This is a genomic window from Actinomadura chokoriensis (genome assembly GCF_041463665.1).
In the GTDB taxonomy this organism is placed as follows: Bacteria; Actinomycetota; Actinomycetes; order Streptosporangiales; family Streptosporangiaceae; genus Spirillospora; species Spirillospora chokoriensis_A.
Genome location: NZ_JAXCEJ010000020.1, coordinates 1 through 23,686, shown reverse-complemented (window position 1 = coordinate 23,686; position 23,686 = coordinate 1). Strand labels below are relative to the sequence as shown.

The following is a 23,686-nucleotide window of genomic DNA, read 5'->3' as shown; positions in this document are numbered from 1 at the left end:
GTGCCACACCGCCGCCGCGCGCCAGGCGGTCATGCTCCGTGAGCGTAGCAGCAGTGCTCACGGCCTCGGTAACGGCACGATCCCCGCGTGGCCACGCCGGGGAGTCGATGGTGCGGGCCATCTGCTCCCCCGCGTCCCCGGCCGCGTTCACCGGTTCGCCCCGCCCGGCTTCCGCCCGGCCGGGGCTCATCGTCCGGTGGACGTCCGCCGGCGCCTGGCCAGCGCGTCCATGGTGGCGGCGAGCAGGAGCACCACCCCGGTGATGAGGAAGCTCAGGTAGGCCTTGGTGCCGAGCAGTCCCAGCCCGTTCTCGATGATCGCGATGACGAGCCCGCCGAGGATGGCGTCGCGGGCCTTGCCGCGCCCGCCGAACAGGCTCGTCCCGCCGATGACGGCGGCGCCGACCGCGTACAGCAGCGTGTTGCCCGCGCCCGCGTTGACGGCGACCGAGTTGAGCCGGGACGCGGCCACGATGCCGCTCACCGCCGCCAGCCCGGACCCGATCATGAAGACGGAGATCCGGATGCGGACGACGTTGATGCCGGCCCGGCGCGCGGCCTCGGCGTTGCCGCCGACGGCGTAGATGTGCCGGCCGTAGGCGGTGCGGCCCAGCACGAACGTGCAGACGATCAGCAGGACGCCGACCAGCAGGACGCCCCACGGGATGCCGCCCAGCGTGATCAGCGGGCTGGGCGCGCGGTCCTGGCTGAGCACGTAGGTGCTGATCAGCAGCGCGGCGGCGACGACGCCGGACTGGGCGAGCACGAACTCCAGCGGCCTGGAGTGCAGCTCGCGGACGCGCTGGCGGCGCCAGCGCAGCACCTGCGTCGCGGTGTAGCCGGCGGAGCAGGCCACGGCGAGCGTCCAGCCGAGCCAGATCGGCATGTTCTTGGTGGCGAGCGCCACGATGACGTCGTCGCGGACGGGCACGGTGCCGCCCTCGCCGATCAGCCGCAGCGTGATGCCCTGCAGCCCGAGGAAGAACGCGAGCGTGACGACGAACGACGGGATGCGCAGCACCGAGACGAGCCAGCCGATCACGGTGCCGATGATGATGCCGGTCGCCACCGCGCTGATGATCGCGACGTACCAGGGCTGGCCCACGTCCACGAGGATCTTGGCCATGACGGCCGCGCTGAGCCCGCTCGCGACGCCCGCCGACAGGTCGATCTCGCCGACCAGCAGGACGAACACCAGGCCCATCGCGAGGATGGTGATGGGCAGCGCCTGGGTGGACAGGTTCGCGACGTTCGCCTTGCTGAGGAACGTGTCGGGTTTCAGGGCGGTGAACAGGATGACCAGGGAGATCAGGCCGAGGATCGCGGGAAGCGCCCCCAGCTCACCGGATTTGATCTTGTTCCAGTAGTCCAGCGCCGCCGACTTCATGTCGTGCTCGCGCCGGTCGGTCGCGAAGTCCGAGTCCGCCAGCGTCATGGCGGTCTCCTTCGGGCCCGGGAGGTCGGTGGACACGCGTCCCCCTTCAGATGCTCTCGGCGGCGGTCGTCGGCGCGAGGCCGAGATCACCGGAACGTCCGGCGGTGATGAGTTCCACGACCTGGCCGTGGGTGACCTCGGAGCGGGCGACGTCCGCGGCGACGCGGCCGAGGTACAGGGCGGTGATGCGGTCGGCCACCTCGAAGACGTCGTTCATGTTGTGCGAGATCAGCGCGACGGCGTGGCCGCTGTCGGCGAGGCGCCGGACGAGGTTGAGCACCTGCTGGGTCTGGGCGACGCCGAGCGCGGCGGTGGGCTCGTCCAGGATCACGACCTTGGACTCCCACAGCGCGGCCTTGGCGATGGCGACCGTCTGCCGCTGCCCCCCGGACAGGCTGGACACCTGCTGGCGGACGGACTTGACGGTGCGGACCGACAGCCGGGCGAGGACCTCCCGGGCGGACTCCTCCATGGACGCCTCGTCCAGCACGAGGCCGGCGCGGCGTTCGCGGCCGAGGAACATGTTCTGCACGATGTCCAGATTGTCGGCGAGCGCGAGGTCCTGGTAGACGACCTCGATGCCGAGATCGGACGCGGCGCGCGGCCCGTCGATCGCCACCGGGCGCCCGTCGAACTCGATCCGCCCCGAGTCGATCGGGTGGATGCCGGCGATGCACTTGATCAGCGTCGACTTGCCCGCTCCGTTGTCGCCGACGAGGGCCACGACCTCGCCGAGCCGCAGCGTGAAGTCCACGTCGTGCAGGACGTGGACGGCGCCGAAGCTCTTGTTGAGCCCGGTCAGGCGGAGGACGGGGTCTCCGTTTTCAGCCACGTGCTTCCTTCCAGGTTCTGCGCGCGCCCGTGGCGGGCCCCTGCGCCCCGGGTTTCCGGGTACCCGGGACGCCCTCAGCGGTGCGGGGCCCGCCACGAGGTTCGGCGGGGGTCGTCACTGGGCCGTGATGCCGGCGGCCTTGCACTTGGCCGCGTACGCCCCCTTGCAGAGGTCGGCCGTCTTGACGGCGCCGTCGTCGATGACCCGCTTGATGTTCTCCTTGGTGATGCCGACCGGGCTCAGCAGCACCGACGGGACGTCCCGCTTGCCGACCGGGTCGTGCTCGGTGGCGGTGGTCGCGCCCTTCTCGCCCTTGATCAGCGCGACGGCGAGCTTGACGGCGGCGTCCGCCTCCTGCTTGGTCGGCTTGTGGACCGACATGCACTGCGTGCCGTCGAGGATGTTCTGCAGGCCCTGCACGGTGGCGTCCTGGCCGGTCACCGGGACCTTGCCCGCCCGCTGGTTCTTCTTCAGGATCGAGATCACCGCGTTGGCGAGGTTGTCGTTCGCGGCGAGGACGCCGTCGATCTTGCCGTGCTGCTCGGTCCACATCTGCTCGAACAGGGTCGCGGCCTTCTCGGCCTCCCAGTCCGGGACGGGCTGCTCGGCGACCTTCTTGTAGGCGGAGACCTTGTCGAGGACGTTGTGCGCGCCCCTGGCGAAGAGCGTCGCGTTGTTGTCGGACGGGGCGCCGTTCAGGTAGACGATGTTCGCGCCCTTGTCCCCCAGGCACTTCTGCAGGCCGGTGCCCATCTCCTCGCCGACCTTCACGTTGTTGAAGGAGACGTAGTAGTCGGCGACGCCGCCGAGGGTGAGGCGGTCGTAGTCGATGGTCTTGACGCCCTGCGCCTGCGCCTTGCGCTGCACGGCGGCTGCGGAGTTGGAGTCCAGCCCGGTGACGAGCAGGACGGTGACGCCGCTGGTCAGCATCTGGTCGGCGATGGTCTGGAACCGCTGGGCCGAGCCCTCGGCGTTCTGGATGTCGCTCTCGACGCCGGCCGTCTTGAACGCCTGCTCGAGGTAGGGCCGGTCGAAGTTCTCCCAGCGCGCGGACGAGGCCGTGTCGGGCAGGATCACGCCGACCTTGCCCTTGGCCGCGTCTCCGCCGGAGTCGTCGCCGTCGTCCCCGCACGCGGTGAGGCTGAGCGCCGCGGCCGTCGCGAGGGCCGTCAGGCTGAGGATCCCCTTGCGCATTGCCCGGGTCCTTTCTGGGGGGGAGGCCGCCGTGCCGCGGCCGGGGGTCTTCGGACCCGGTGAGCGAGGTCAGGCGTCCACCGGGGACGAATGTTGTGTCCCGCAACTTATGTCGCACTTGTCGGTCACGCCAGACCCGTCCGGATGTTGATTTGTTGTGCGCGATAACAATCATGTAACGCGAGATCACCATGGGTGACACGCGCTGAGGCCCGTTCAGGACGCGGGGGCGCGGCGGTGGACGGGCACGTCCTGGCTTCCGGCCACGGCGTTGGAAATGTTTGGCGTCTCAACATTCACCGTGACGCCGGTCACGGTCGGCCCCGCCCCTCCGGGGACCGTCGTGCGGGCCTGGCCGCCGCGAGTGCGGCCTTGCGAGGGCAGCGCTACACCGGCGACGCCGGTGGACGGCGCGCCGAGGTGCTCAGGCGAAGCAAGGTGCTCAGGCCGACCAGGTGCTCAGGCCGACCAGGCGCTCAGGCGGACCGGGTCGTCACACGGACCGATATCTTCGGGCGGACCGAGTTCTTCAAGGACCCGGTGCGATCAGGCGGAAAGGACGCGGGCCACGCGGTCGGCGGCGGAGGCGACGTCGGCGGCGGGCGCGATGCGCTCCGCCCACGACCACCAGTACCACCAGCCGTCGGCGCCCTGCTCGGCGAGGATGTTCTCGGTGAGGGCGGCGGCGTCCGGGTTCATCACGTGCAGGCTCGGCGACTGGCCCCGGGGCAGCGTGAGGCGCACCCGGAGGCCGCGCTCGACCAGCTCGGCCCCGAGCTCTTCCAGATATTCGATCCGCGTCTTCGACGGCGCGGCCGTTCCCGTATCGTCAGGCGTCATCCTTGTTCCCTCACGGACTCCGCGCGGCCCGACGTGTCTTCACCCTCCCCCTTCACCGGCCGGCGCGCAAGCACATCGGCTGGTCAGCGCGGTGCGTCACCGCGCGGCCGGCGACGCGGGAGGCGCGGGCGGCCCGCGTTTCGGAGGTCCCCGGGACCCTATCCGGGATATCTTGCGCGTAACACATGAACGGGCACATGGGGGCGAAGATGACGGTGGGCGCGGGCCCCGATCCAGGATCCGACCCGGACGCCACTCCGGCCGTCGGCGTCGCACCGCCGACCGCACCCGGCGCGGCGCCGGTCCCATTGCGGGCCGCGGCGCCGGACCGGGAGCGGAGCGGGCGCCCGGCATCGGGAGCGCGGACGTGGCACCGGTTCCACTACGCGGTCGGCGTGTTCCTCATCGCCTACGGCACGGCGGGCCTGGTCAGCGCGGTGCTGCTGTGGGGCGACCGGACGGACGAGGCCGAGGGCTATTTCGGCTCCGGCCCCGCGGCGGGCGTCCTGGTCCTCGTCAAGGTGGTCCAGGCGCTGCTCGTCCTCAGCGCCGTGGCGGGCATGGCGCTCCGCCGCGACATGCTGTTCGTCCCGCCGCTCGCGGGCTGGATGGCCGGGTTCGCGATGTTCGCCGTCCTGGACGTCTTCACGGGCCGCTGGGGCGGCCTGATCGAGCACCTGCTCTACCTGGCGGCGTTCGTCGTGCTGCTGTTCCTGTCCTACGGGTTCAGCGCGAAGGCGCAGCTCGCGGGCGCGTCCGGGAGCGCCGGGCCCGGCCCGTCACCGGCCGGGCCGGGCGGGCTCACCCGCACCCAGGAGTTCGCGCTCCAGGCGATCAACCGGGCCGCGGCGCTCACCGGGCCGCGCCCGCGCCCCGAAAAGCGCGACTGATCTTGGCAGAAGTTGCCATTGGTGCGGCCTCCGCCTGATGTCAAGTTGTGCCTCATGAGAGCGCGAAAACTGGCGTTGCCGCTGGTGCTGGCGGTGTCCCTGGCGGTGCCCGCGTCGCTCGCGGCGCCCGCATCGGCACGTCCCGCCGCACCCGCGGGAGCGTGCGACCCGACACGGACCGCACCGGTCTACCGGGGCAAGGTCCCCACTCCCGAGCAGGTCCTCGGCTTCGACCTCGGTGAGCGGCCGGTCAGCGCCGCCCAGTCCGACGCCTACCTGGAGGCGGTCGCCGCCGGGAGCGAGCGCGTCGTGTCCGGGACGCTGGCCACGACCGCGCAGGGACGTCCGCTCAAGTACGCGATCGCCGGGCGTCCCGCGCTGCTGTCCAAGGCGGGGCTGGCCAAGGTGCGGCGGGAGGCCGGGCTGCTCCGCGACCCCCGCACCCCGGAGGCGCTCGCGCGGCGGATCACCGAGCGCGGCGTCCCGATCCTGTGGATCAGCGGCAACGTCCACGGTGACGAGCCGAGCGGCACCGACGCGGCGCTGCGGGTCCTCCGCGACCTCGGCGACCGCACCGACTGCGCCGCCACGACGATCCTCGACAACGCGCTCGTCATCGTCCTGCCGACGCAGAACCCGGACGGACGCGAGCTGAACACGCGCCAGAACGCCTACGGCTTCGACATGAACCGCGACTGGTTCGCGCGCACGCAGCCGGAGACCGACGGCAAGCTGGCGATGCTGAACCAGTACCCGCCGGCGCTCTACATCGACGCGCACGAGATGGGTGGGACGTCCTACTTCTTCCCGCCGAACGCCGACCCGATCTACCACGAGACGCCCGAGCAGGCCGTCGGCTGGATCAACGACCTGTACGGCGCGGCGATGGCCGCCGAGTTCACGCGGCAGGGCATCGACTTCTTCAACCGCGACGTCTACGACCTCTTCTACCAGGGGTACGGCGACTCGGTCCCGACCAGCGCCTTCCACGCCGCCGGGATGACGTACGAGAAGGGCGACGGCAGCCCGTACCCGGAGCGCGTGAAGGAGCAGTACCTCACCCAGTGGGTGTCGCTGTCGGCGGCGGCCCGCGCCCGGCACCGCATCCTCACGCAGTGGCGCCAGATGACCGTGGACGCCGAGGCGCAGGGCAGGGCCGGGACGCTGGAGCCCAACCAGATCTACAACCCGCCGAACCAGATCGACCGGCAGGTCCCCGACCGGAAGGTGCGCGGCTACTTCCTGCGCGACGACGACCCGGCCAAGCGCGCCGAGGTCCGGCTGATCGTGCGGCGGCTGCAGCGCATGGGGGTGCGGGTCGAGAAACTCGTCCGCCCGCTGACCGTTCCGGACTTCAAGGCGTACGGACGCGCCGAGGCCAGGACGGAGCTGCCGGCGGGTACGTACTGGATCTCGATGGCGCAGGGCCAGAAGCACTGGATCCAGGCCATGTTGAACGAGGACTCCTACACCCCGTTCCCGTACTTCTACGACGTGACGGCGTGGAGCCTGCCGCTGCTCGGGAACGTGTCCGGAGGGTCGTCCGGAGCCGACCTGCGTCCGCAGGCCGTGCCGGTGCCGACGCTTCCGGCGGCGCGTCCGGGCCATGAGGGCAAGGCGCCGAAGCTCGGCGTCCTGCAGCTGTCGGCGACGTCGTCGGCGGCGCGCCAGTCGACCGGCTGGCTGCGGCACCGCCTCGACCGCGAGTGGAACCTGCCGTTCACGCCGCTCACCCCGGCGGACGTGGCGGCGGGCAAGCTGGACGGCATCGAGGTCCTGGTCACGCCGGACGGCCCGGCGTCGTCCGCCTACACCGCGCTCGGCGACGCCGGGCGGGCCGCGCTCCAGCGGTGGACGCGGGACGGCGGCCGGTACATCGGCTGGCAGGGCGGCACGCAGCTCGCCGCGCGGCTCGGCCTGACGACCGCGACCCTGGCCGAGCCCACGTCCGACATTCCCGGCACGCTGTTCCGCGTGCGGGTGGACGGGTCGAGTCCGCTGTCGAAGGGCGTCGGCGCGACGGCCTGGAACTTCACCTCCTACGACCTGGTGATGAACGCGTCCAGCGGCGTCGCCGTGTCGTATCCGGAGGTCGGTTCGCCCGACTGGTTCACCTCCGGGTTCGAGCGGGGCGCGGCCGAACTGGGCGGCACCGCGGCCGTGGTCGACCAGCCCGTCGGCGGCGGGCGTTCCGTGCTGTTCGCGGCGGAGCCGAACTTCCGCGCGTTCAGCGACGGCACGGCCAAACTGCTCTACAACGCGATCCTCGGCCCCGACCCGGCGAAGGCCCCGGTCGCCCAGGGAACGGCGAAGGCCGTGCAGGAGGCGGCTGAGCTGCCTTCGTATGAGTCGCCGATCCGCGTGTCGGTGAAGTCGGCGGACGCCGCGAAGGCCGCGTCCGTGCTGCGGTCGGCCGGCGCGCGATGGGCCGAGTCCCGTTCCGGCGGCGTCGTCCACTACGTGATCGACAACCCGCGGGGGCTGCCGGTGGACCACCACCCGTTCGCCGGGCGCCTCCCGTCCCTCATCCGCGAGGCCGGCATCACTCCGGTCGCCGTCGTCCTCCCCTGATCGGCCGCGCGGCGTGCCGGCGCGTCCGGCACGCCGCGCCCTACTTACGGACGATCCATGCGATCGCGGTCATCGTGCCGGACGGAACCTCGGTGAAACCGCCGTCGCGCACCGCGACGGTCGCCTTCTTCACGCACGTGCGCCACGGGACGTCACGGGCCAGGCGTACGGGCGCGCCGGCCTCGACCCACGCCGCCACGTCCTTGCGGCGGCCCCGCCGGAGGAGCAGCTGGGCGGCGTGCCCGCACTGCGCGGCGGCCTTCCCGGTCGTGATCGTCACGTCCGGGTTGAGGGCGATCGCCGCGTACGGGGGTTCCGGCGGCGGGGCGGGCTCCCCGGCCTCGGCGAGGTCGAGACCGGCGACCTGGAGTTTCGCGAGCTGCGGCGGGACGTCCGACACGGGACCGGGCGGGAAGGCCCGCACCTGCGCGCCCGCGTGCTCGACCGTGACGCCGGGCAGCGCCTCCGCCTCCGGCCACCGCACCCCGCGCGCCCGCCTCGTCACCTTCCGTATGCGCCGCGACTCCCACTCGCGGACGGCCTCCCGCCACTCGCCCTCGACGGCGCGCGGGTCGGTGAGCAGCCGGACGACCGCGGTCGCGGCCGCCTCGCAGACGGCGCCATGGCCAGGCGGGCCGGACTTCTCGGCGCGTACCACCAGCTGCATCGCCCAGGGCGGATCATCGAGGGGGTCGTAGTCAGGTCGCACCCGAGGAGTATTCCAAAACCAGATCCGGCTTTTCCCGGGCGGATGTGGGGTAATGCAACTCTTACCGTTCCCCGGACGTCGTGCAGGTAAGGGGAGGTCGCCCGTGACCAGAGGCGCATGGAGTGATTCCATACCGGGTGTCGGAACGTACTTCGTCGGTATCGACGTCGCGCCCGGCCGGTACCGATGCGACGACGGCAAGGGCGGCTGGTGGGTGCGCTTCACCGGCCCGGGCGGCGGCGACCCCGTCGGCTCGTGGCCGCTGCCCCCCGGCCCCACCGTGATCGAGATCGCGCGGACCGACTTCGCGTTCGAGACCCACGTCTCCACCTCCTGGCAGCGGATCGGGGCCCCGAGCGCGCCCGCGGACGGCTCCCCCGCCGAGCTGCGCCCGGTCGCCGACCCCGCACTGCGCGCCGAACTCGACACGATCGTCGGCCGCCGCCGCCCGCTGATGTGGCTGGCGCCGCTGACGGTGCTCGCCCTCGGCCTGATCGGCTCCCCGCTGCTCGGCTCCCTCTGGCTGATCGGCCTCGGCATGCTCGCCGTGCTGGTCGCGCTCGGCACCCCGTCGGTCTCCCTCGACCTGCGCCGCGCCCGCGAGCTGGAGCGGCGCCGCGACCGCTACCTTTCCCCCGAGGACTTCGACGACGACGGCCGCGAGCTGCTGGCCCGCGTCCAAACGGCGGTCGACTCCGTCCGCGACTCCGCCGTGAACCGCGAGGGCCTGCTGGACGCGGTGGACAACGCGGTCACGCTCCCCCGCCAGGAGTGGGAGATCGCGCAGGTCCTCGCGAAGCAGTCGAAGCTGCGCACCGAGCAGGCGGAGATGACCGAGGCCGCCGCGATCCCCGAGGTGGAGGCGGCCCTCCGCCCGCTGCGCGACAAGCTGGACATCTCGGTGGAGGCGGTGACGCGCCGGGTGGAGGCCCTGGAACGCTACGCCGAACGCGCCAGGTCGGCGGACGAGGTCCTGCGCGCCCAGCGCCACCTGGAGGCGATCGCCGAGAAGGCCCACGAGTACGACGAACTGCTCGCCGACACCGTCCGCGACGACCTGGCGCTCCCCGCGATCGAGCGCCTCACCGACCAGGGCGACGAACTCCTGCGCACCCTCCGCGACCGCCTCGCCAAGGCCGCCGAAGCGGCCAGCGAACTCCCGCCCCCGCGGTAGGCGGCCTATCCCGGTATGGCCATGGCAGCGGGCGCGGCGCTCGGCGTCATGTCAGCGATCTACCTCTACGTCGGCGGGCTCGTGGGCGCCACGGGATTTCTCGGCGGAGGATATCTGCTCATCCGCGCGGCGAAATATGACGGAAAGCGCGCCGCGCTCTTCGCGCTCGCCGGTCTGGCGGTCATGGCCGCCCTGCTCCCGTTGGCCAGATTCTTTCCAATGCCCGACTGACGCGCCTCCTCTCGCACGACGTTCATCAGGTCAGCGCATCGGTTTCAGCGCCTGCATAGGTCATCAGCAACTTAGAATGCTCACCTTTCCTGGACAGGCCATCATCTAATAGGCTCCGACAGCACTTGCCTACGTATTTCCGGTTCCGCCGAACCGACCTACGGCCTGTTCTATGTTCGACATCATCAGGATCAGCGACCTATGCGGCAGCCCCACATCCCAGCTGTTCCATAGCGGGTGCCCGAAAAGCCGGAGGACCCTGACCATAATTAACCGTCGAGGTCGACGTCCTTTCCGAGACGATCCAGGGTCCATCAGGAGCGCCGTGACCGTATCCGGCCATATTCTGCGGCAGCAATGTCGCGCGACCTGCTGGATGACAGCCATACACACAACGGGTTTATGGTGATGTGCTGAAGTTCGCCAGGAACCTCCGGGAAGGTCACATGATGGACGACGGCGCAGCCCAGTCGAGCCCTGTCATCGACAAGACGCGACCGCATCAGGCGCGGTTGTGGAATCACTGGCTCGGCGGCAAGGACACCTACGAGATCGACCGGGAGATCGGGGACAGGATCGCGGCGGTGTATCCGGAGATCGCGGACGTGGCGCGGCAGTCGCGGGCGTTCCTGGTCCGCGTCGTGCATTTCATGACCGGCCAGGGCATCAAGCAGTTCCTCGACATCGGGACAGGGCTGCCCGCCGTCGACAACACCCACGAGATCGCGCAGCGGGACGTGCGGAATTCGCGGGTCGTGTACGTCGACAACGATCCGCTGGTCGTCGCCCATGCCCGCGCGCTGCTGAAGAGCGTCCCGGACGGGGCCTGCTCCTACGTCCAGGCCGACGTCCGCGCCCCCGAGACGATCATCGAGGAGGCCGCGTCCGTCATCGACTTCACCCAGCCGGTCGGGTTGCTGCTCCTCGGCATCGTCGGGAACATCGCGGACGAGGACGACCCACCCAGCATCGTCCGGCGGCTCACGGACGCGCTGCCGACCGGCAGCTACGTGGCCATCAACGACGGGACGAACGTCCTCGGCGTGGACGAGTGGACGCCCGCCGAGGCCACCGCCCGGGGCGAGGCGCTCCGATTGTGCGCGGAGGCGGGCACCGTCCCGTACCACGCGCGCACCCCGGAGTACATCGAGGCGCTGTTCGAGGGCCTGGAGCTGGTCGAGCCCGGCGTCGCGTCGACTCCCCTATGGCGTCCCGACTTCCCGCAGGCCGCCGAGCCCCGCCCCATCGACTCGTTCGGCGGCGTCGCCCGCAAGCCCTAGCGCGGGAGGATCTCGTCCAGGTGGTGGCGGAGCACGTCCGAGAGTCGAGATCATTTCGCACCCGCACGGAGCTGACAGGCGGGCCGCCCGCGCTACTAGGCGAGCAGGGTGCGGATCTGGGTGGGGCCGGTGAAGAGTTCGGCGCGCATGCCGGCCTCGCGGGCGGCGACGATGTTGCGTTCGGTGTCGTCGAAGAAGAGGACGTCGGCGGGCCTGACGCCGAGGCGCTCGGCGCAGATCTCGAAGGCGCGGAGGTCGGGCTTGGCGACGCCGATCCGGCAGGAGTAGACGAGCGCGTGGAAGCGGTCGAGCAGGGCGCCGTGCCGGGCCTCCATGCGGGGCACCAGGTCGCCGATGATGTTCGAGAGCAGCCCGAGCGTGCGGCCCTCGTCGGCCAGCTCGCCGACGAGGGCGACCATCTCGTCGTCGACGTCCGTCCAGCTGTCGAGGTCGGCCTCGATCAGCGCGGGGACGTCGGGGAACGCGACGCCGAGGCGGGCGGCGACGTCCGCCCAGTAGGCCGCGCTCTCCTGGCCGGCGTCGTAGGCGGGACGGCAGCCCCAGTAGGCGTCCCAGAACGCGGGGCCGGACGTCCCGGCGATCCCCTCGATCCGCCGGATCGCCTCCGGAGTCTGCGTGCGGGCGATCACTCCGTACAGGTCGAACACGATCACATCGGGCATGCGTCCGAGCCTATGCGGCGCGCGCGAGATACCTCCGCCACAGGCGTAGCAAGCGCTTGGTAATAGGCCGTAGCCTGGGGCGGCGGCCGAATCGAGCAAGCGGTTGGGCGGCACGGCATAATGAGAGGGTGACGACCACGAGCGCTAAGTCCGGACGATCCCGAACCCGTGCCGCGGGCGAGGGCGGCTCCCGCCGCCGGGGCAGGGGCTCGCCCGCCCTGGCGTCGGAACGGCGCGAGCATCTGGTCAAACTCGCGGCCGAGCTCTTCGCGGAGAAGGGCTTCCAGGCCACCACGGTCCGCAACATCGCCGACGAGGCGGGCATCCTGTCCGGCAGCCTCTACCACCACTTCGACTCCAAGGAGTCGATCGTGGACGAGATCCTGGCCGGCTTCTACACCGAGATCATGGCGTCCTACCAGGCGGTCATCGACGAGCGCCGCAACCCGCGCGACACGATCGGCGGGCTGGTCCGGGTCGCGTTCGGCTCCCTGGAGCCGCACCGGGCGGCCATCACGGTGATCCAGAACGACTGGAACTACCTGAAGGGCATGGACCGGTTCACCTACCTGATCAAGTCCGAGGACGAGGTCGAGAAGATGTGGGTGGACACGCTCCAGGCGGGCCAGGAGGAAGGGCTCTTCCGCCCCGACCTCGACCCGAAGCTGACCTACCGGATGATCCGCGACACGGTGTGGGTGGCGGTCCGCTGGTTCCGGCCGGGCGGCCGGCTGGACGCCCAGGGCTTGGCGGAGCACTACCTCAAGGTCATGTTCGACGGCATCAACCTGCACTGACTTCGGGCGCCTCGCGGACGCTCCACGGCCCGTGACGCGCCGTGGTCCGGCGCGCGGACGGCTAGCGGCACCCCGGAGGACGGGGCGCGTCCGGCCCTCCGCATACTTTCGTTCAAGTACACCCGGCGCGGTATCCCACTGTGTGCAGTCCTTAACCCCCATAGTGTGCTTAGTCACAAATTGCCGAGTAGGGGTGACGCATTGGCCCATAGGGACGCTGTAACTGGAGAGATCTACGGGGGGAGGGCGACATGACGGCTCAAGGGGGCGCCGCCGGTCGCGACGAGCCCATGCCCGCGGCCCTGCGCGCCGCCACGGCACGGAGCCTTCAGGAACAGTTCCCAGGGGTGCGCGTCTGGTACGGCGAGGCGACCGGTTCGTGGTGGGCGATGGTGCCGCTGCGGGACGGGCCGCGGCTGCTGGAGGCGCCGTCGCCGCAGCAGCTCCGCGACGAGATCATGAGCCTGCGGAACCGGGGCTGACCGGCCCGCCGCCGGCGTGCGCCCTGGCGCGCGTCCTCCGCGATGCCCGCGCATCGGTGCTGGGTCGGGCCGGCGTGCGTCTTCGGCGTTCAGGCCAATCGGATGAGATCCGGAAAGTTGGCGGCGAGCCCGTCCATCCCGGGCGTTCGCCTGGCTCACCGGGCGATCCCCGGCGGGGTTCGTGCCGCCCGCCGGGGACGGGGCGCGATCCGTCCCCAGCGGGCGTCTCTGGAGAAACTAACCCGAAATCCGTTCGGACACAAGCGCTTGCTCGGTTATCTTCTCCGTCACGTCTCGTACTGGATGGCGGCGCGTTCCGCCACGATCGGCGCGATGAACTCCTCGATCATCGCGCGGTGAGCCGGATGGTCGCGGTAGACGAGGTAGGCGTCGCGGTCGGCGAAGTCCGCGACGACCACGAAGTCGTAGGCGCCGGGGTTCACGCCCGCGTCCACCCCGATGCTGTACGTCCCGATCTCGGGGATGCGGCCGGGCAGTTGCCCCAGCTTCGCCGCGACCTCGTCCTGCTGGCCGGTCGTCGTTCCCTCGGCCCACTTGAACATCACCACATGACGGAAACCACTCATGCGGGCAAACTATCGGCCGGCCGCCCCGGACCGGCCGCTCAACCGCCGCCGAGCTCCGCCGCGGTGATCGCGCCGAGTTCCCAGCACGCCTCGATGTCGGCCTTGCCGGGCTCGCCGGTCACCACGACCGGCGGCTGGACGGCCTTCCACTTCAGCCCCGTCGTGATGGAGTCGAGCGCGCGCAGGGCCCCGGTGGCGTCGTTGTTGCCGTGCAGGAAGGCCCCGAACGGGCGGCGGACCGTCTCCTCCAGGCAGGGGTAGTAGATCTGGTCGAAGAAGTGCTTGAGCGCGCCGGAGAGGTAGCCGAGGTTGACGGGCGAGCCGAGCAGATAGCCGTCCGCCTCCAGGACGTCCACGGCGGACGCCGTCAGCGCGGGCCGGGACACGACCTCCACGCCCTCGATCTCGTCGGTGGACGCACCCGCGCGCACCGCCTCGAACATCGCCTGCACGGACGGCGACGGCGTGTGATGGACGAGCAGGAGCCTCTTCATCACCTCGAGACTATCGGTGTCCGGCGCCGCCGGCCGGGTATGCCCGTCCGTGCCGGGGCTCCCTCCGACGTGGCAGAAGAGCCGTTCCCGGCCCGTGCTCCGGACCGTAGGCTGCCCTTGGGAGGCATATCCAACGCCCGGCCGGGGGAATGAGTTCCAAAGGATCTTGGTTGGGGGTTCACCGGAGGTGTCCTTCGTGCAACCAGGGAAACCGGCCGTGCCGCCACCGGCACGGCCCGCGCCGCCCGTCCGGCCGCTCGCGCTGGCCACGGCGCTCGTCGCCGTGCTCATCGCGGTCCCGGCCCTGTCCGGCTCCCCGCACTGGCTCGGCGGGGCGTCCCGGCTCGTCACCGGCAGCCCGCTCGCCCCCGCCCACGCCATCGCCCTCGGCCTGGCGCTCGCGCTCGTCGCCCGCGGCGTCCTGCTGCTCCGCCGCGCCGCCTGGTACGGCCTCGTCGTGCTGGTCGCCCTCGGCCTGCTCGCCGTCGTCACCGGCGAGGACCCGCTGTGGCGGCTGCCGATCCTCGGTGCCGTGCTCGGCGGGCTGTGGCTGGAGCGCGACCGGTTCCCGGTGCGCCCGCACCCCGAACGCGTCCGCACGGCGGTGAAGACCGGCGCGCTGCTGGTGGTCGCCGCGATCGTCGGATCGCTGCTGTTCGGCGGCGTGTCGGTCCGGTCGGTCGGCGCCGTCGCCGCCGGTCTCGGGTCCACCGGCGCGCCGCTGGACGGCGCGTCCTGGCTGTCCGGCGCGCTCGGCGTCGCCGGCGCCGCCGGGCTCCTCGTACTGGTCACCACGCTGCTCGCGCCCGATCCCGCGCCGCCGCCCGGCGACGAGCCGGAGCGCCGCCGCGTCGCGGGCCTCGTCGCGCACCCCGGCTCCGACACGCTGGCCCCGTTCGCGCTGCGCCGCGACAAGGCGTACGTGTTCAGCGCGGACGGGCGGGCCGCGATCGGCTACCGCGTCCTGTTCGGCGTCGCGGTGGCGGGCGGCGACCCCGTCGGCGATCCCGCCTCGCGAACCGATGCCGTCCGCGCGTTCCTCGCGATGTGCCGGACGACCGGCTGGCGGCCGGCCGTCCTCGGCGCGAGCGAGGAGCTGCTGCCCGCCTGGGGCCCGTGCCGCACGATCGGATTCGGTGACGAGGTCATCGTCCGTCCCGGCGAGTTCGCGCTGAGCGGCCGCCGGATGCGCAACGTCCGGCAGGCGGTGAAGCGCACCGAGAACGCCGGCGTCACGTCCCGGATCGTCCCGGAACGCGAACTCACGCCGGCGCTGCGCGAGCAGTTGCTGGACGTCGCGTCCCGCTCCCTCGACGGCGCGGCCGAACGCGGATTCTCCATGAACCTGGACGAGCTGCTCACCGGCTACCACCCGGGAGCGATCGTCGCGATCGCCTACGACGAGGACAAGGAGCCCATCGCGTTCCAGCGCTACGTCACCGCCGGGCAGGGCGTGAGCCTGGACGCGATGCGCCGCAGTCCCGGCGGGCCCAACGGCGTCAACGAGCGCCTCATCGTCGAGATGATCGAGTACGCGGCCGAGCACGGGCACGGCGCCGTCTCGCTGAACTTCGCCGCTTTCCGCGGACTCCTCGACAACGACGAGCGCGGGCTCCTGGAGAAGGCCGGCTACCAGGCCCTCCACCTGCTGGACCCGTGGATCGCCGTCGAGTCCCTGTACCTGTTCAACAAAAAGTTCAGGCCGTCCTACAAGCCGCGCAACGTCGTCTTCCGCTCGTGGTCCGACATCGCCCCGCTGGCCGCCGCGCTGCTCACCCTGGAGTTCGGCCGCACGCGCCCGGCCCTGCCCGCGGCCGAACCGCTGACCGAACCCGTCCACCACCTCGGCCGCTGACCGCGTCCCGCTGCGCCGGAAAATCCTAGAACGTGATTCTATGGAGTCCCCGGTGGAGAGGAATGCGGCGATGGGCACTGTGCAGGGGCACTGCGATCCGGCGTTCGCGGGCGTCCGCGAGGTGTTCGAGCGGAACTTCGCCGAGGGGCGCGAGCTGGGCGCCGCCGTCGCCGTCTACGCGGGCGACCGCAAGGTCGTCGACCTGTGGGGCGGCGTCGCCGACCGGCGCACGGGCCGGGAGTGGCTGCCCGGCACGCCCTGTTTCGGGTTCTCCTGCACCAAGGCGGTCACGGCCGCCGCCGCGCTGCTGCTCGCCGAGCGCGGCGCCTACGACGTGGACGGCCCGGTGACCGCCTGGTGGCCGGAGTTCGGCGCCGCGGGCAAGGACGGCGCGACCGCCGCCCACCTGCTGTCGCACCAGGTCGGCCTGCCCGCGTTCGCCAGTCCCGTGTCGGCGGAGGAGGCGGCGGACGCCCCGGCGCTCGCGGCGCGGCTGGCCGCGCAGACGCCGGAGTGGACGCCCGGCGAGGCGCACGGCTACCACGCCCTGACCTACGGCTGGCTGGCCGGCGAGATCGTCCGGCGCCACTCGGGCAGGACGGTCGGCGCGTTCGTGAAGGACGAGTTCACCCGCGACCTCGACATGTGGATCGGCTCCCCCGACGACGTGATCGAGCGGGCCGCGAGGCTGTCGGCCGGGCGGCGCGGCGCGGCCGGCACCCCGAGGGCCGCAGGTCACGACCTGCTGACGCGCCTCGCCGCCGCCTACGTGGACCCGGACAGCGCGATGAACCGGTCGCTGAACAACCCCCACCCGGGCAAGGGCGGCTTCAACAACCCCGTCGTGCTGCGCGCCGGATGGCCGTCCGCCGGGATGCTCGCCACCGCGCCCGCGTTCGCCGCCTTCTACCGCGACCTCGTGGCGGGCCGGATCCTGCGTCCGGACACGCTGCGGGAGGCGATGCGCCCGCGCGTCAGCGGCCCGGACCGGACGCTGCTCGTCGACAGCTCGTTCGGGCTCGGTTTCATGCGCCCGGCCCAGACGTACTTCGTCCCGAAGGCGGGACGGGCGTCGGCCTTCGGGCACACCGGCGCGGGCGGGTCCATCGGCCTCGGCGACCCGGACGCGGGGCTCGCGCTCGCCTACCTGCCGAACCTGATGGGCGACCAGGCGTCCGGCGACCTGCGCGCCTACCGGCTGACCGAGGCCGCCTACGCGTCGCTGTCCTGAGCAGGCGATAGCGTCCCGAGGCATGTTGGTACGGGAACTGCACGGCCGGCCGTCCACGGCGGAGGAGGCGGAGGCGATCCAGGACCGGCTGCGTCCGATGCTCGAACTCGACGTCCCCGGGCCGGGCGCACCGCGCACGGTCGCGGGGCTGGACGTCTCCTACGCGGGCGACGGCGGCGGAGCCGGGACGCGGCTCGCCGCCGCCGTGGTCGTCCTCGACGGCACGACCCTGGAGGTGCTGGAGGAGTCGGTCGCCCTCGGCACGGCCGCGTTCCCGTACGTCCCGGGCCTGTTCGCGTTCCGTGAGCTGCCGACGCTGCTCGACGCCCTCCGCGACCTGAAGACCACGCCCGACCTGCTGGTCTGCGACGGGTTCGGGGTCGCGCATCCCCGGCGGTTCGGGCTCGCCTGCCACCTCGGCGTCCTGACCGGCCTGCCGACCGTCGGCGTCGGCAAGACCGCCTTCATCGGCGCCTACGAGGAGCCGGGCGCGCGGCGCGGTGACGCGAGCCCGCTGCTGGACGGCGGAGAGGTCGTGGGCCGTGTGCTCCGCACGCGGGACGGCGTGAAGCCGGTGTTCGTCTCCGTCGGCCACCGCGTCGACCTCGACACGGCGTGCCGGAACGTCCTCGCCCTCACGCCCGAATACCGGCTGCCGGAGACCACCCGCAGAGCCGATCGGCTGTCGCGGGACGCGCTGTCCTCCGGCGGCGCCGGGTAGCGCTACCGCCCGGGTAGGTGGCAGGCTCGTCCCAAAGCCAGGCGGCGACCACCGCAGGTCATCGCCACACCGCTGGACGGTGCCCATGGACACCCGCCCGATGCGGGCCGACGCCCGCCGCAACTACGAGCGACTCATCACGACCGCCCGCACGGCCTTCATGGAGAACGGCACGGGCGCCTCCCTTGACGACATCGCCAAGCGCGCGGGCGTCGGATCCGGGACGCTTTACCGGCACTTCCCGACCCGTGACGCGCTGCTGCACGCCGTCCTGCGGGAGCGGATCGAGGCGCTCCTCGCGCACGCCGACGACCTGCTCGCCGAGCCGTCCCCGGCCGGCGCGGAGGCGGCGCTCGGCGCGGAGGCGGCACTCGGCTGCTGGCTGCGCAGCTACCTCGCCGGCGCGGCGACCCCGCGCGGCACGTCCACCGTGATCATCGAGGCGATGTCGGCGGAGTGGGCCGCCACCGGTCTCGGCGCTTCCGCCGCCGCGATCTGCGACGCGCTCGGCCGGCTGCTCGACCGGGCGCAGCGGGCGGGGGCGGTCCGCGCCGAAATCGACCCTCGCGACCTGCTGCGGCTCACCAACGCGATCGGCGTCGCGGCCGAGCGCACACCCGATCCCGGCGCGTACGCCGACCGGATGCTGGCGCTGCTCTTCGACGGCCTGCGCACCGGGTAGGGGCGCCTTGTTCCGTTGACCAAGCGTTCGCTAGGTTGGCGTGGTGGCAACGGGCGACGAGGAGCGTTGATGGGGCAGCTTGACGGCAAGGTGGCGCTGATCACCGGTGGCGCGCGCGGGATGGGCAAGTCGCACGTCCGCCGGTTCCTGGACGAGGGCGCCAAGGTCGTGTTCGGCGACGTCCTGGAGGAGGAGGGCGCCAAGCTCGCCGCCGACCTCGGGGACGACGCCCGGTTCGTCCGGATGGACGTGACGTCGCCCGACGACTGGCAGGCCGCCGTCGAGACCGCGACGCAGGCGTTCGGCGCCCTGAACGTCCTGGTCAACAACGCCGGCATCATCCGGCACAAGACCATCGAGGACATGGCGCTCGACGAGTTCCGCACGATCCTGGACGTGAACCTGGTCGGCCAGTGGCTCGGCGTGAAGTCGGTGACCGCGCCGATGCGGGACGCGGGCGGCGGCTCGATCGTCAACGTGTCCTCGACCGAGGGGTTCATCGGCGCGTCCGGCCTCGCCGCCTACAGCGCCAGCAAGTTCGGCGTCCGCGGCCTGACCAAGTCCGCCGCCCGCGAACTCGGCCAGTACGGCATCCGGGTGAACTCCATCCACCCCGGCGGCGTGGTGACCCCCCTGTTCATGCAGGACGACATCATCGCGGCGAAGGCCGACAGCGCGGACGCGTTCATGAAGTCGCTGCCCCTCGGCCGCATGGCCAAGTCCCAGGAGGTCTCGGGCCTGGTCGTGTACCTGGCCTCGGACGACTCGTCCTACTGCACCGGCAGCGAGGTCCTGGTCGACGGCGGCATGCTGACCGGAGCGGGCTACTGAGCGCACCCCTGCGCCCGCGCCCCGCGGCCTCGTCGCGGGGCGCGGCCCGCCGCAGGTCCTACGGGCGCCGCTCGATCCACCCCTCAATACCCTCCAACTGTGCGGCGAGCGAGATGAGCGTGGCCTCGTCAGAGTCATGCCCCAGAAGCTGGGCCCCGATCGGCAGACCGCTCTTCGTGAACCCCGCCGGAACGTTCACGCCCGGCCACCCCAGCACGTTCCACGTCCAGGCATAGGGGCACGCGGCGGCGACCCCCGACTGGGTCTTCTGATAGCCGGCGCCATCGAACGCCCCGATCCGCAACGGCGGCTTGGCGGTGGTGGGCGTCATCACCACGTCGGCGAACCGGAAGATGCGCCCGACCTTCCGCCGCAGGTAGGGGTCCATCCTCTTCGCCAGCGGCAGGAGCCGTTTCCCGGCGATCCGCCCGATGCGCGCCTCCACCTCCGTCCGGCGGTCGGGCCGCGGGTTCGGCAGGGAATCCAGCCAGTCGGCGACGCCGGCCGTCCCGCGCGGAACGAGCCCGAGCCCGACCGGCCCGTAGTCGGGATCGGCGGGAAAGACCTTGTGCCCCAGATCGGTCAGCCTTCTCGCGAGCCGCTCGACCGCCGCCCGGATCTCCGGATCGAGCTTCCCGCTGACGCCGAAGGCCGTCCTGAACGAAACGGCTATCCGCAGCTTCCCGGGCTCCCTTCTCGCGGCCTCGGCGAACGACTTCACCGGCAAGTCGACCTGATACACGTCGTCCGGGTGACTCCCGCTCAGCACATCGAGCATCAGCGCGGCGTCCTCGACGCTCCTGGCCAGCGGCCCCCAGACGGTGATGCCGTTGAACGGATCGGTCTGCGGGTACCCCGAAACCCTTCCCCGCTGCGGTTTGATGCCGATCAGGCCCGTCCACGCCGCGGGAATGCGAATGGATCCCGCACCGTCCGACCCGACGGCCCCGGCGACCATTCCCGCCGCCACGGCCGCCGCCGAACCGCCCGACGACCCGCCCGGCGTGTAGTCGGGATTCCACGGATTCCTCGCGCACCCGTACTCGGCCGACTCGCTGAACGGCCACAACCCGAGCTCGCACGTCGTCGTCTTCCCGACGATCACGGCCCCGGCGGCCCGCAGCCTGCGCACGACCTCGGCGTCCCGCGTCGCGGGCCGGTGGTCCCCCGCCACCGCGAACGGGGTGGTCTCCCCCGCGAGATCCGTGTCGTCCTTGATGGCGACGGGCACGCCGAGCAGCGGCAGGCGCTCCCCGTCCGCGAGCCGCTTGTCGGCCTCCAGCGCCTCCTGCGCCGCCGCCTCGGCCCGCACCACCCGGAACGCCCCGAGCGACTCCTTCCGCCCGATGCACTCCAGGCTGTCCTCGACCAGCTCGCTCGACGAGATCTCGCCCCTCGCCAGCGCCTCCGCCTGCCCCGCGAGCCCCAGCACCACGCGACCTCCCGCTATCGTTCGTTCGAACGAACGATACTGATGCCATCACCTGTAGGGAAGACTGAGCACCGATGAGCGCCCGCGACCGGATTCTCCAGGCCACCCTCCACCTCATCGGTGAGCGGGGGATCGGCGCGGTGACCAACCGCGCCGTCGCCCGCGCGGCCGGCGTCTCCCTCGGCTCCCTCACCTACCACTTCCCCAGCCAGGAGGACCTCCTCCGCGAGGCCCTGCACACCTTCGTGGAAGAAGAGATAGCCCGCATCACCGCCTACGTCACGGCTCTCGCCGATTCCGGCATGGCTCCCGTCCAGGCCGCCGACCAGGTCGAGAAGGCGGTCGCCGACTTCACCGACGGCCCGAAGCAGATAGCCAACCTGGAACTGCACCTGCACGCCGCCCGCGACCCGGCCCTCCGCGAAACCTCGCGGCGCTCCGTCGAGGCGTACGACCGCCTGGCCGCCGCCGTCCTCAGGGCCCTCGACATCCCGGACGCCGACCGGCACGCCCCCGCGATCGTCGCGATGCTCTACGGCCTCGCCATCCGCCGCCTCGCCACCGGCGACACGACCGCCACCGGCACCGCGGACGCCATCCGCCTCCTGCTCCTCGGCGCCCTCCCCCAGTGAAAAAGGTTTCTGGCCCGCACGGCCCCAGAGCGGGGTAACGGGGCCGTGCGGGCCAGAAACCTGTCTCAATCAGGAACCTCAGTCGGAACCTCAGCCGACGTTCGCTTCGCTCTCCGCCTGTGCACCTCCGCCGTCTCTTCAATCTGACACCCGCAACGTTAGGCCGCAGGCCGCCCCAGCAGAACGCCCTTAAGCCTCACTTAGGGAACCCCTGAGTCAGGCTTATTCGCGCCTCGTCCGGGGATGTCTCGGAAAGTCGCTTCTAGGGCCGATTACCTGCGAAAACAAGGGGACGTCGGGGAACGCTTCGGGGAAGCCGAACCGCGCCCGGCTTAGGCCGGCTCTCCGGATTGGCTCCTGCGACCCTCTCTCCCGACAGGAAGGGGATCAGTTCCCGGCCTCGGAAATCGAGGAACAACGGGGACGACGAGGGTGAGCAGCGAGGTCATTGCCGCATCCTCACATGGGGATGACGCCGGGAACATCACTGGATGTCCGCATCAGTTCGCCCGAAAGCGCGCGATCCAGGCCATGCCGCCCGGCAAGAACAACAAGAGTTTTCGTTACTTTGGGTCGACCTAATATGACTCCGGGTAATGACCTGACTGCATGTCGGACGAACCTGGAGGGGTTACATGCGCGTAGGTACGAAGCTCGCTACCGGGCTGGTGGCGGGCGTGCTCGCCGGCGGGACGCTGACCGTCGGGGCGGTCGCCGAGGCCGCTCCGCCGCCGGAGCCGGGCCAGCAGATGGACCAGCAGATCGACCAGCAGGCACCGGAGCAGCAGCAGGCACCGGTCCAGCAGGCACCGGCCCAGCAGGAGGCGCCTGACCAGCAGCAGGCACCGGTCCAACAGCAGCAGCCGGGCCAGCAGCCGCAGGAGGAAGAGGAAGAAGGGCACGGGCCCGGCGCCCTCATCGTGGGGCCGGAAGGCGCCGCCAGGGCGATGGACCGGCTGCTCAGCCGGGACGAGGAGCGCACCCGCTGGTGCCATGGAACGGTCCTGCCCACGAACGGGCTGAACGTCCGCACCGGGCCGGGCATCCACTACCCCAGGGTCGGCACCCTGGCGCACGGCTCCCAGGTCTGGACGGACTGGGACACCATCCAGCGCCGGGACGGCTACCTGTGGGTTCGGATGAGCCCCAACCGCTGGATCGCCGACTACAAGCTCGGCAACGGCAACGGCAAGTGGTACGTCCGGTACTACAACTGCTGACCGTGCAGGGGCCGCCGCCCCGCGGGGCGGCGGCCCTTTCATGACGTCTGCCTGCGCTGCCGCTTGTACCACCACGGGACGCTCCAGCCCAGTGGTAAGCGACAGGAAGAAGGGCAGGACGAGCCGCGCCGCCATGGTGGAGAGGTGACCGAAACGGAGCGCGCCGGGCTGATCAGGCCGAGGGAGAACCGGACGCCGACGAACGGCCGGTGTAGAAGCGGCTAATAGGGTTCCCATTCATCACAGAGGGCAATGTAGCCTTGCGTGGTGAAAAACGTGCCGTTCACGGGCGGAGAGAAGGAAAGCCTGAAAGCCGGGCTTGACCGGCATCGGGACGCGGTGCTGTGGAAGCTCCAGGGCCTGGACGAGGCGCAGGCGCGCCGGGCGATGACGCCTTCCGGGACGAGCCTGCTCGGGCTGGTCAAGCATCTGGCGGCCGTCGAGTACGGGTGGTTCTGCGAGACGTTCGGGCGGAAGACGGAGCCGCTGCCCTTCGACGAGGACGACCCGGACGCCGATCTGAGGGTCGGGCCCGACGAGACCACGGAGGCGATCGTCGCCTTCTACGGAAGGGCGCGGGCCGCGGCCGACGGGGTGATCGAGGAACTGGACGTCGAGGCGCGCGGAACCGCATGGCACGGAGCGACGGTGACGCTCCGGTGGGTGCTGATCCACATGATCGAGGAGACCGCGCGGCACGCCGGTCACATGGACATCGTCCGGGAGCTGATCGACGGTGCGACCGGCGACCACATGCGTGACTAGTGCGGTGTCCACGAACGTCGACCGGGTCGCCTACCTCGTTGACTTGCGGCGTGTCGTTGCCTCCGACGCGGCGGTTTCTAGTGTCTGTTGCAACGAGGTCCTTCTGGAAGGATCTTGTT

At 71.4% G+C, this 23,686-nt stretch carries 24 protein-coding genes; 15 read left to right on the top strand and 9 right to left on the bottom strand.

Going from position 1 to position 23,686, the window contains the following annotated elements:
* Nucleotides 1–186 precede the first annotated feature (186 nt).
* The 4 genes from SM418_RS27185 to SM418_RS27170 form a co-directional block, all read right to left on the bottom strand.
* On the bottom strand, nt 187–1,470 hold the full coding sequence (locus SM418_RS27185) for a sugar ABC transporter permease (RefSeq protein ID WP_371946135.1): 1,284 nt from the start codon (nt 1,468–1,470) through the stop codon (nt 187–189).
* Nucleotides 1,471–1,480: 10 nt separating this feature from the next.
* Entirely contained in the window at nt 1,481–2,266 is a 786-nt protein-coding gene (locus tag SM418_RS27180; RefSeq protein WP_371946136.1) for an ATP-binding cassette domain-containing protein, read from the bottom strand.
* A gap of 114 nt (nt 2,267–2,380) precedes the next feature.
* Entirely contained in the window at nt 2,381–3,460 is a 1,080-nt protein-coding gene (locus tag SM418_RS27175) for a sugar ABC transporter substrate-binding protein (RefSeq protein ID WP_371946137.1), read from the bottom strand.
* A gap of 546 nt (nt 3,461–4,006) precedes the next feature.
* Nucleotides 4,007–4,300 carry a hypothetical protein gene (locus SM418_RS27170; protein ID WP_371946138.1) on the bottom strand — a complete coding sequence of 98 codons (294 nt, stop codon included), beginning with the start codon at nt 4,298–4,300 and terminating at the stop codon, nt 4,007–4,009.
* Nucleotides 4,301–4,485: 185 nt separating this feature from the next.
* Between SM418_RS27170 and SM418_RS27165 the strand changes: the two genes are divergently transcribed.
* Nucleotides 4,486–5,190: a hypothetical protein gene (locus SM418_RS27165; protein WP_371946139.1), complete on the top strand. Its 705-nt coding sequence runs from the start codon at nt 4,486–4,488 to the stop codon at nt 5,188–5,190.
* Nucleotides 5,191–5,244: 54 nt separating this feature from the next.
* Nucleotides 5,245–7,761, top strand: a complete 2,517-nt coding sequence (locus SM418_RS27160) for a M14 family zinc carboxypeptidase (RefSeq protein ID WP_371946140.1) — start codon at nt 5,245–5,247, stop codon at nt 7,759–7,761.
* A gap of 40 nt (nt 7,762–7,801) precedes the next feature.
* Here SM418_RS27160 and SM418_RS27155 read toward each other — a convergent pair whose 3' ends face one another.
* Nucleotides 7,802–8,470, bottom strand: a complete 669-nt coding sequence (locus tag SM418_RS27155) for a hypothetical protein (RefSeq protein WP_371946141.1) — start codon at nt 8,468–8,470, stop codon at nt 7,802–7,804.
* A 103-nt stretch (nt 8,471–8,573) separates the two neighbouring features.
* Between SM418_RS27155 and SM418_RS27150 the strand changes: the two genes are divergently transcribed.
* From SM418_RS27150 to SM418_RS27140, 3 genes are all read left to right on the top strand, one after another.
* A complete protein-coding gene (locus SM418_RS27150) occupies nt 8,574–9,644 on the top strand; it encodes an Rv1352/Rv1906c domain-containing protein (protein ID WP_371946142.1) in 1,071 nt (356 codons plus the stop codon).
* 15 nt (nt 9,645–9,659) lie between these two features.
* Nucleotides 9,660–9,875: a hypothetical protein gene (locus tag SM418_RS27145; RefSeq protein ID WP_371946143.1), complete on the top strand. Its 216-nt coding sequence runs from the start codon at nt 9,660–9,662 to the stop codon at nt 9,873–9,875.
* A 446-nt stretch (nt 9,876–10,321) separates the two neighbouring features.
* Complete coding sequence (locus SM418_RS27140; protein ID WP_371946144.1) at nt 10,322–11,155, top strand: SAM-dependent methyltransferase; 834 nt, start codon at nt 10,322–10,324, stop codon at nt 11,153–11,155.
* A gap of 95 nt (nt 11,156–11,250) precedes the next feature.
* Here SM418_RS27140 and SM418_RS27135 read toward each other — a convergent pair whose 3' ends face one another.
* Entirely contained in the window at nt 11,251–11,838 is a 588-nt protein-coding gene (locus SM418_RS27135; protein ID WP_371946145.1) for an HAD family hydrolase, read from the bottom strand.
* Between the two features lie 128 nt (nt 11,839–11,966).
* Here SM418_RS27135 and SM418_RS27130 point away from each other — a divergent pair, with 128 nt between their 5' ends.
* Entirely contained in the window at nt 11,967–12,635 is a 669-nt protein-coding gene (locus tag SM418_RS27130) for a TetR/AcrR family transcriptional regulator (protein WP_371946146.1), read from the top strand.
* A gap of 251 nt (nt 12,636–12,886) precedes the next feature.
* Nucleotides 12,887–13,117: a hypothetical protein gene (locus SM418_RS27125; RefSeq protein ID WP_371946147.1), complete on the top strand. Its 231-nt coding sequence runs from the start codon at nt 12,887–12,889 to the stop codon at nt 13,115–13,117.
* 287 nt (nt 13,118–13,404) lie between these two features.
* Here the strand turns inward: SM418_RS27125 and SM418_RS27120 are convergent, their stop codons facing one another.
* Nucleotides 13,405–13,704 carry a Dabb family protein gene (locus SM418_RS27120; protein ID WP_371946148.1) on the bottom strand — a complete coding sequence of 100 codons (300 nt, stop codon included), beginning with the start codon at nt 13,702–13,704 and terminating at the stop codon, nt 13,405–13,407.
* A gap of 38 nt (nt 13,705–13,742) precedes the next feature.
* Complete coding sequence (locus tag SM418_RS27115) at nt 13,743–14,198, bottom strand: flavodoxin family protein (protein ID WP_371946149.1); 456 nt, start codon at nt 14,196–14,198, stop codon at nt 13,743–13,745.
* Between the two features lie 217 nt (nt 14,199–14,415).
* Here SM418_RS27115 and SM418_RS27110 point away from each other — a divergent pair, with 217 nt between their 5' ends.
* The 5 genes from SM418_RS27110 to SM418_RS27090 all read left to right on the top strand — a co-directional run bounded on the left by SM418_RS27110 (nt 14,416) and on the right by SM418_RS27090 (nt 19,518).
* Complete coding sequence (locus SM418_RS27110) at nt 14,416–16,053, top strand: bifunctional lysylphosphatidylglycerol flippase/synthetase MprF (RefSeq protein ID WP_371966119.1); 1,638 nt, start codon at nt 14,416–14,418, stop codon at nt 16,051–16,053.
* A gap of 70 nt (nt 16,054–16,123) precedes the next feature.
* Nucleotides 16,124–17,284, top strand: coding sequence for a serine hydrolase domain-containing protein (locus SM418_RS27105; protein ID WP_371946151.1), 1,161 nt, complete (start codon nt 16,124–16,126; stop codon nt 17,282–17,284).
* Between the two features lie 22 nt (nt 17,285–17,306).
* A complete protein-coding gene (gene nfi, locus SM418_RS27100) occupies nt 17,307–18,005 on the top strand; it encodes a deoxyribonuclease V (RefSeq protein WP_371946152.1) in 699 nt (232 codons plus the stop codon).
* A gap of 85 nt (nt 18,006–18,090) precedes the next feature.
* Nucleotides 18,091–18,687, top strand: a complete 597-nt coding sequence (locus SM418_RS27095) for a TetR/AcrR family transcriptional regulator (RefSeq protein WP_371946153.1) — start codon at nt 18,091–18,093, stop codon at nt 18,685–18,687.
* A 69-nt stretch (nt 18,688–18,756) separates the two neighbouring features.
* Nucleotides 18,757–19,518: a glucose 1-dehydrogenase gene (locus SM418_RS27090; protein WP_371946154.1), complete on the top strand. Its 762-nt coding sequence runs from the start codon at nt 18,757–18,759 to the stop codon at nt 19,516–19,518.
* 58 nt (nt 19,519–19,576) lie between these two features.
* Here the strand turns inward: SM418_RS27090 and SM418_RS27085 are convergent, their stop codons facing one another.
* Nucleotides 19,577–20,953, bottom strand: a complete 1,377-nt coding sequence (locus SM418_RS27085) for an amidase (protein ID WP_371946155.1) — start codon at nt 20,951–20,953, stop codon at nt 19,577–19,579.
* 71 nt (nt 20,954–21,024) lie between these two features.
* Here SM418_RS27085 and SM418_RS27080 point away from each other — a divergent pair, with 71 nt between their 5' ends.
* From SM418_RS27080 to SM418_RS27070, 3 genes are all read left to right on the top strand, one after another.
* The gene (locus SM418_RS27080; protein ID WP_371946156.1) at nt 21,025–21,582 is read left to right on the top strand and encodes a TetR/AcrR family transcriptional regulator; all 558 of its coding nucleotides are present in this window, start codon (nt 21,025–21,027) and stop codon (nt 21,580–21,582) included.
* A 635-nt stretch (nt 21,583–22,217) separates the two neighbouring features.
* A complete protein-coding gene (locus SM418_RS27075; protein WP_371946157.1) occupies nt 22,218–22,802 on the top strand; it encodes an SH3 domain-containing protein in 585 nt (194 codons plus the stop codon).
* Between the two features lie 267 nt (nt 22,803–23,069).
* Entirely contained in the window at nt 23,070–23,567 is a 498-nt protein-coding gene (locus SM418_RS27070; RefSeq protein WP_371946158.1) for a DinB family protein, read from the top strand.
* Nucleotides 23,568–23,686: the final 119 nt, after the last annotated feature.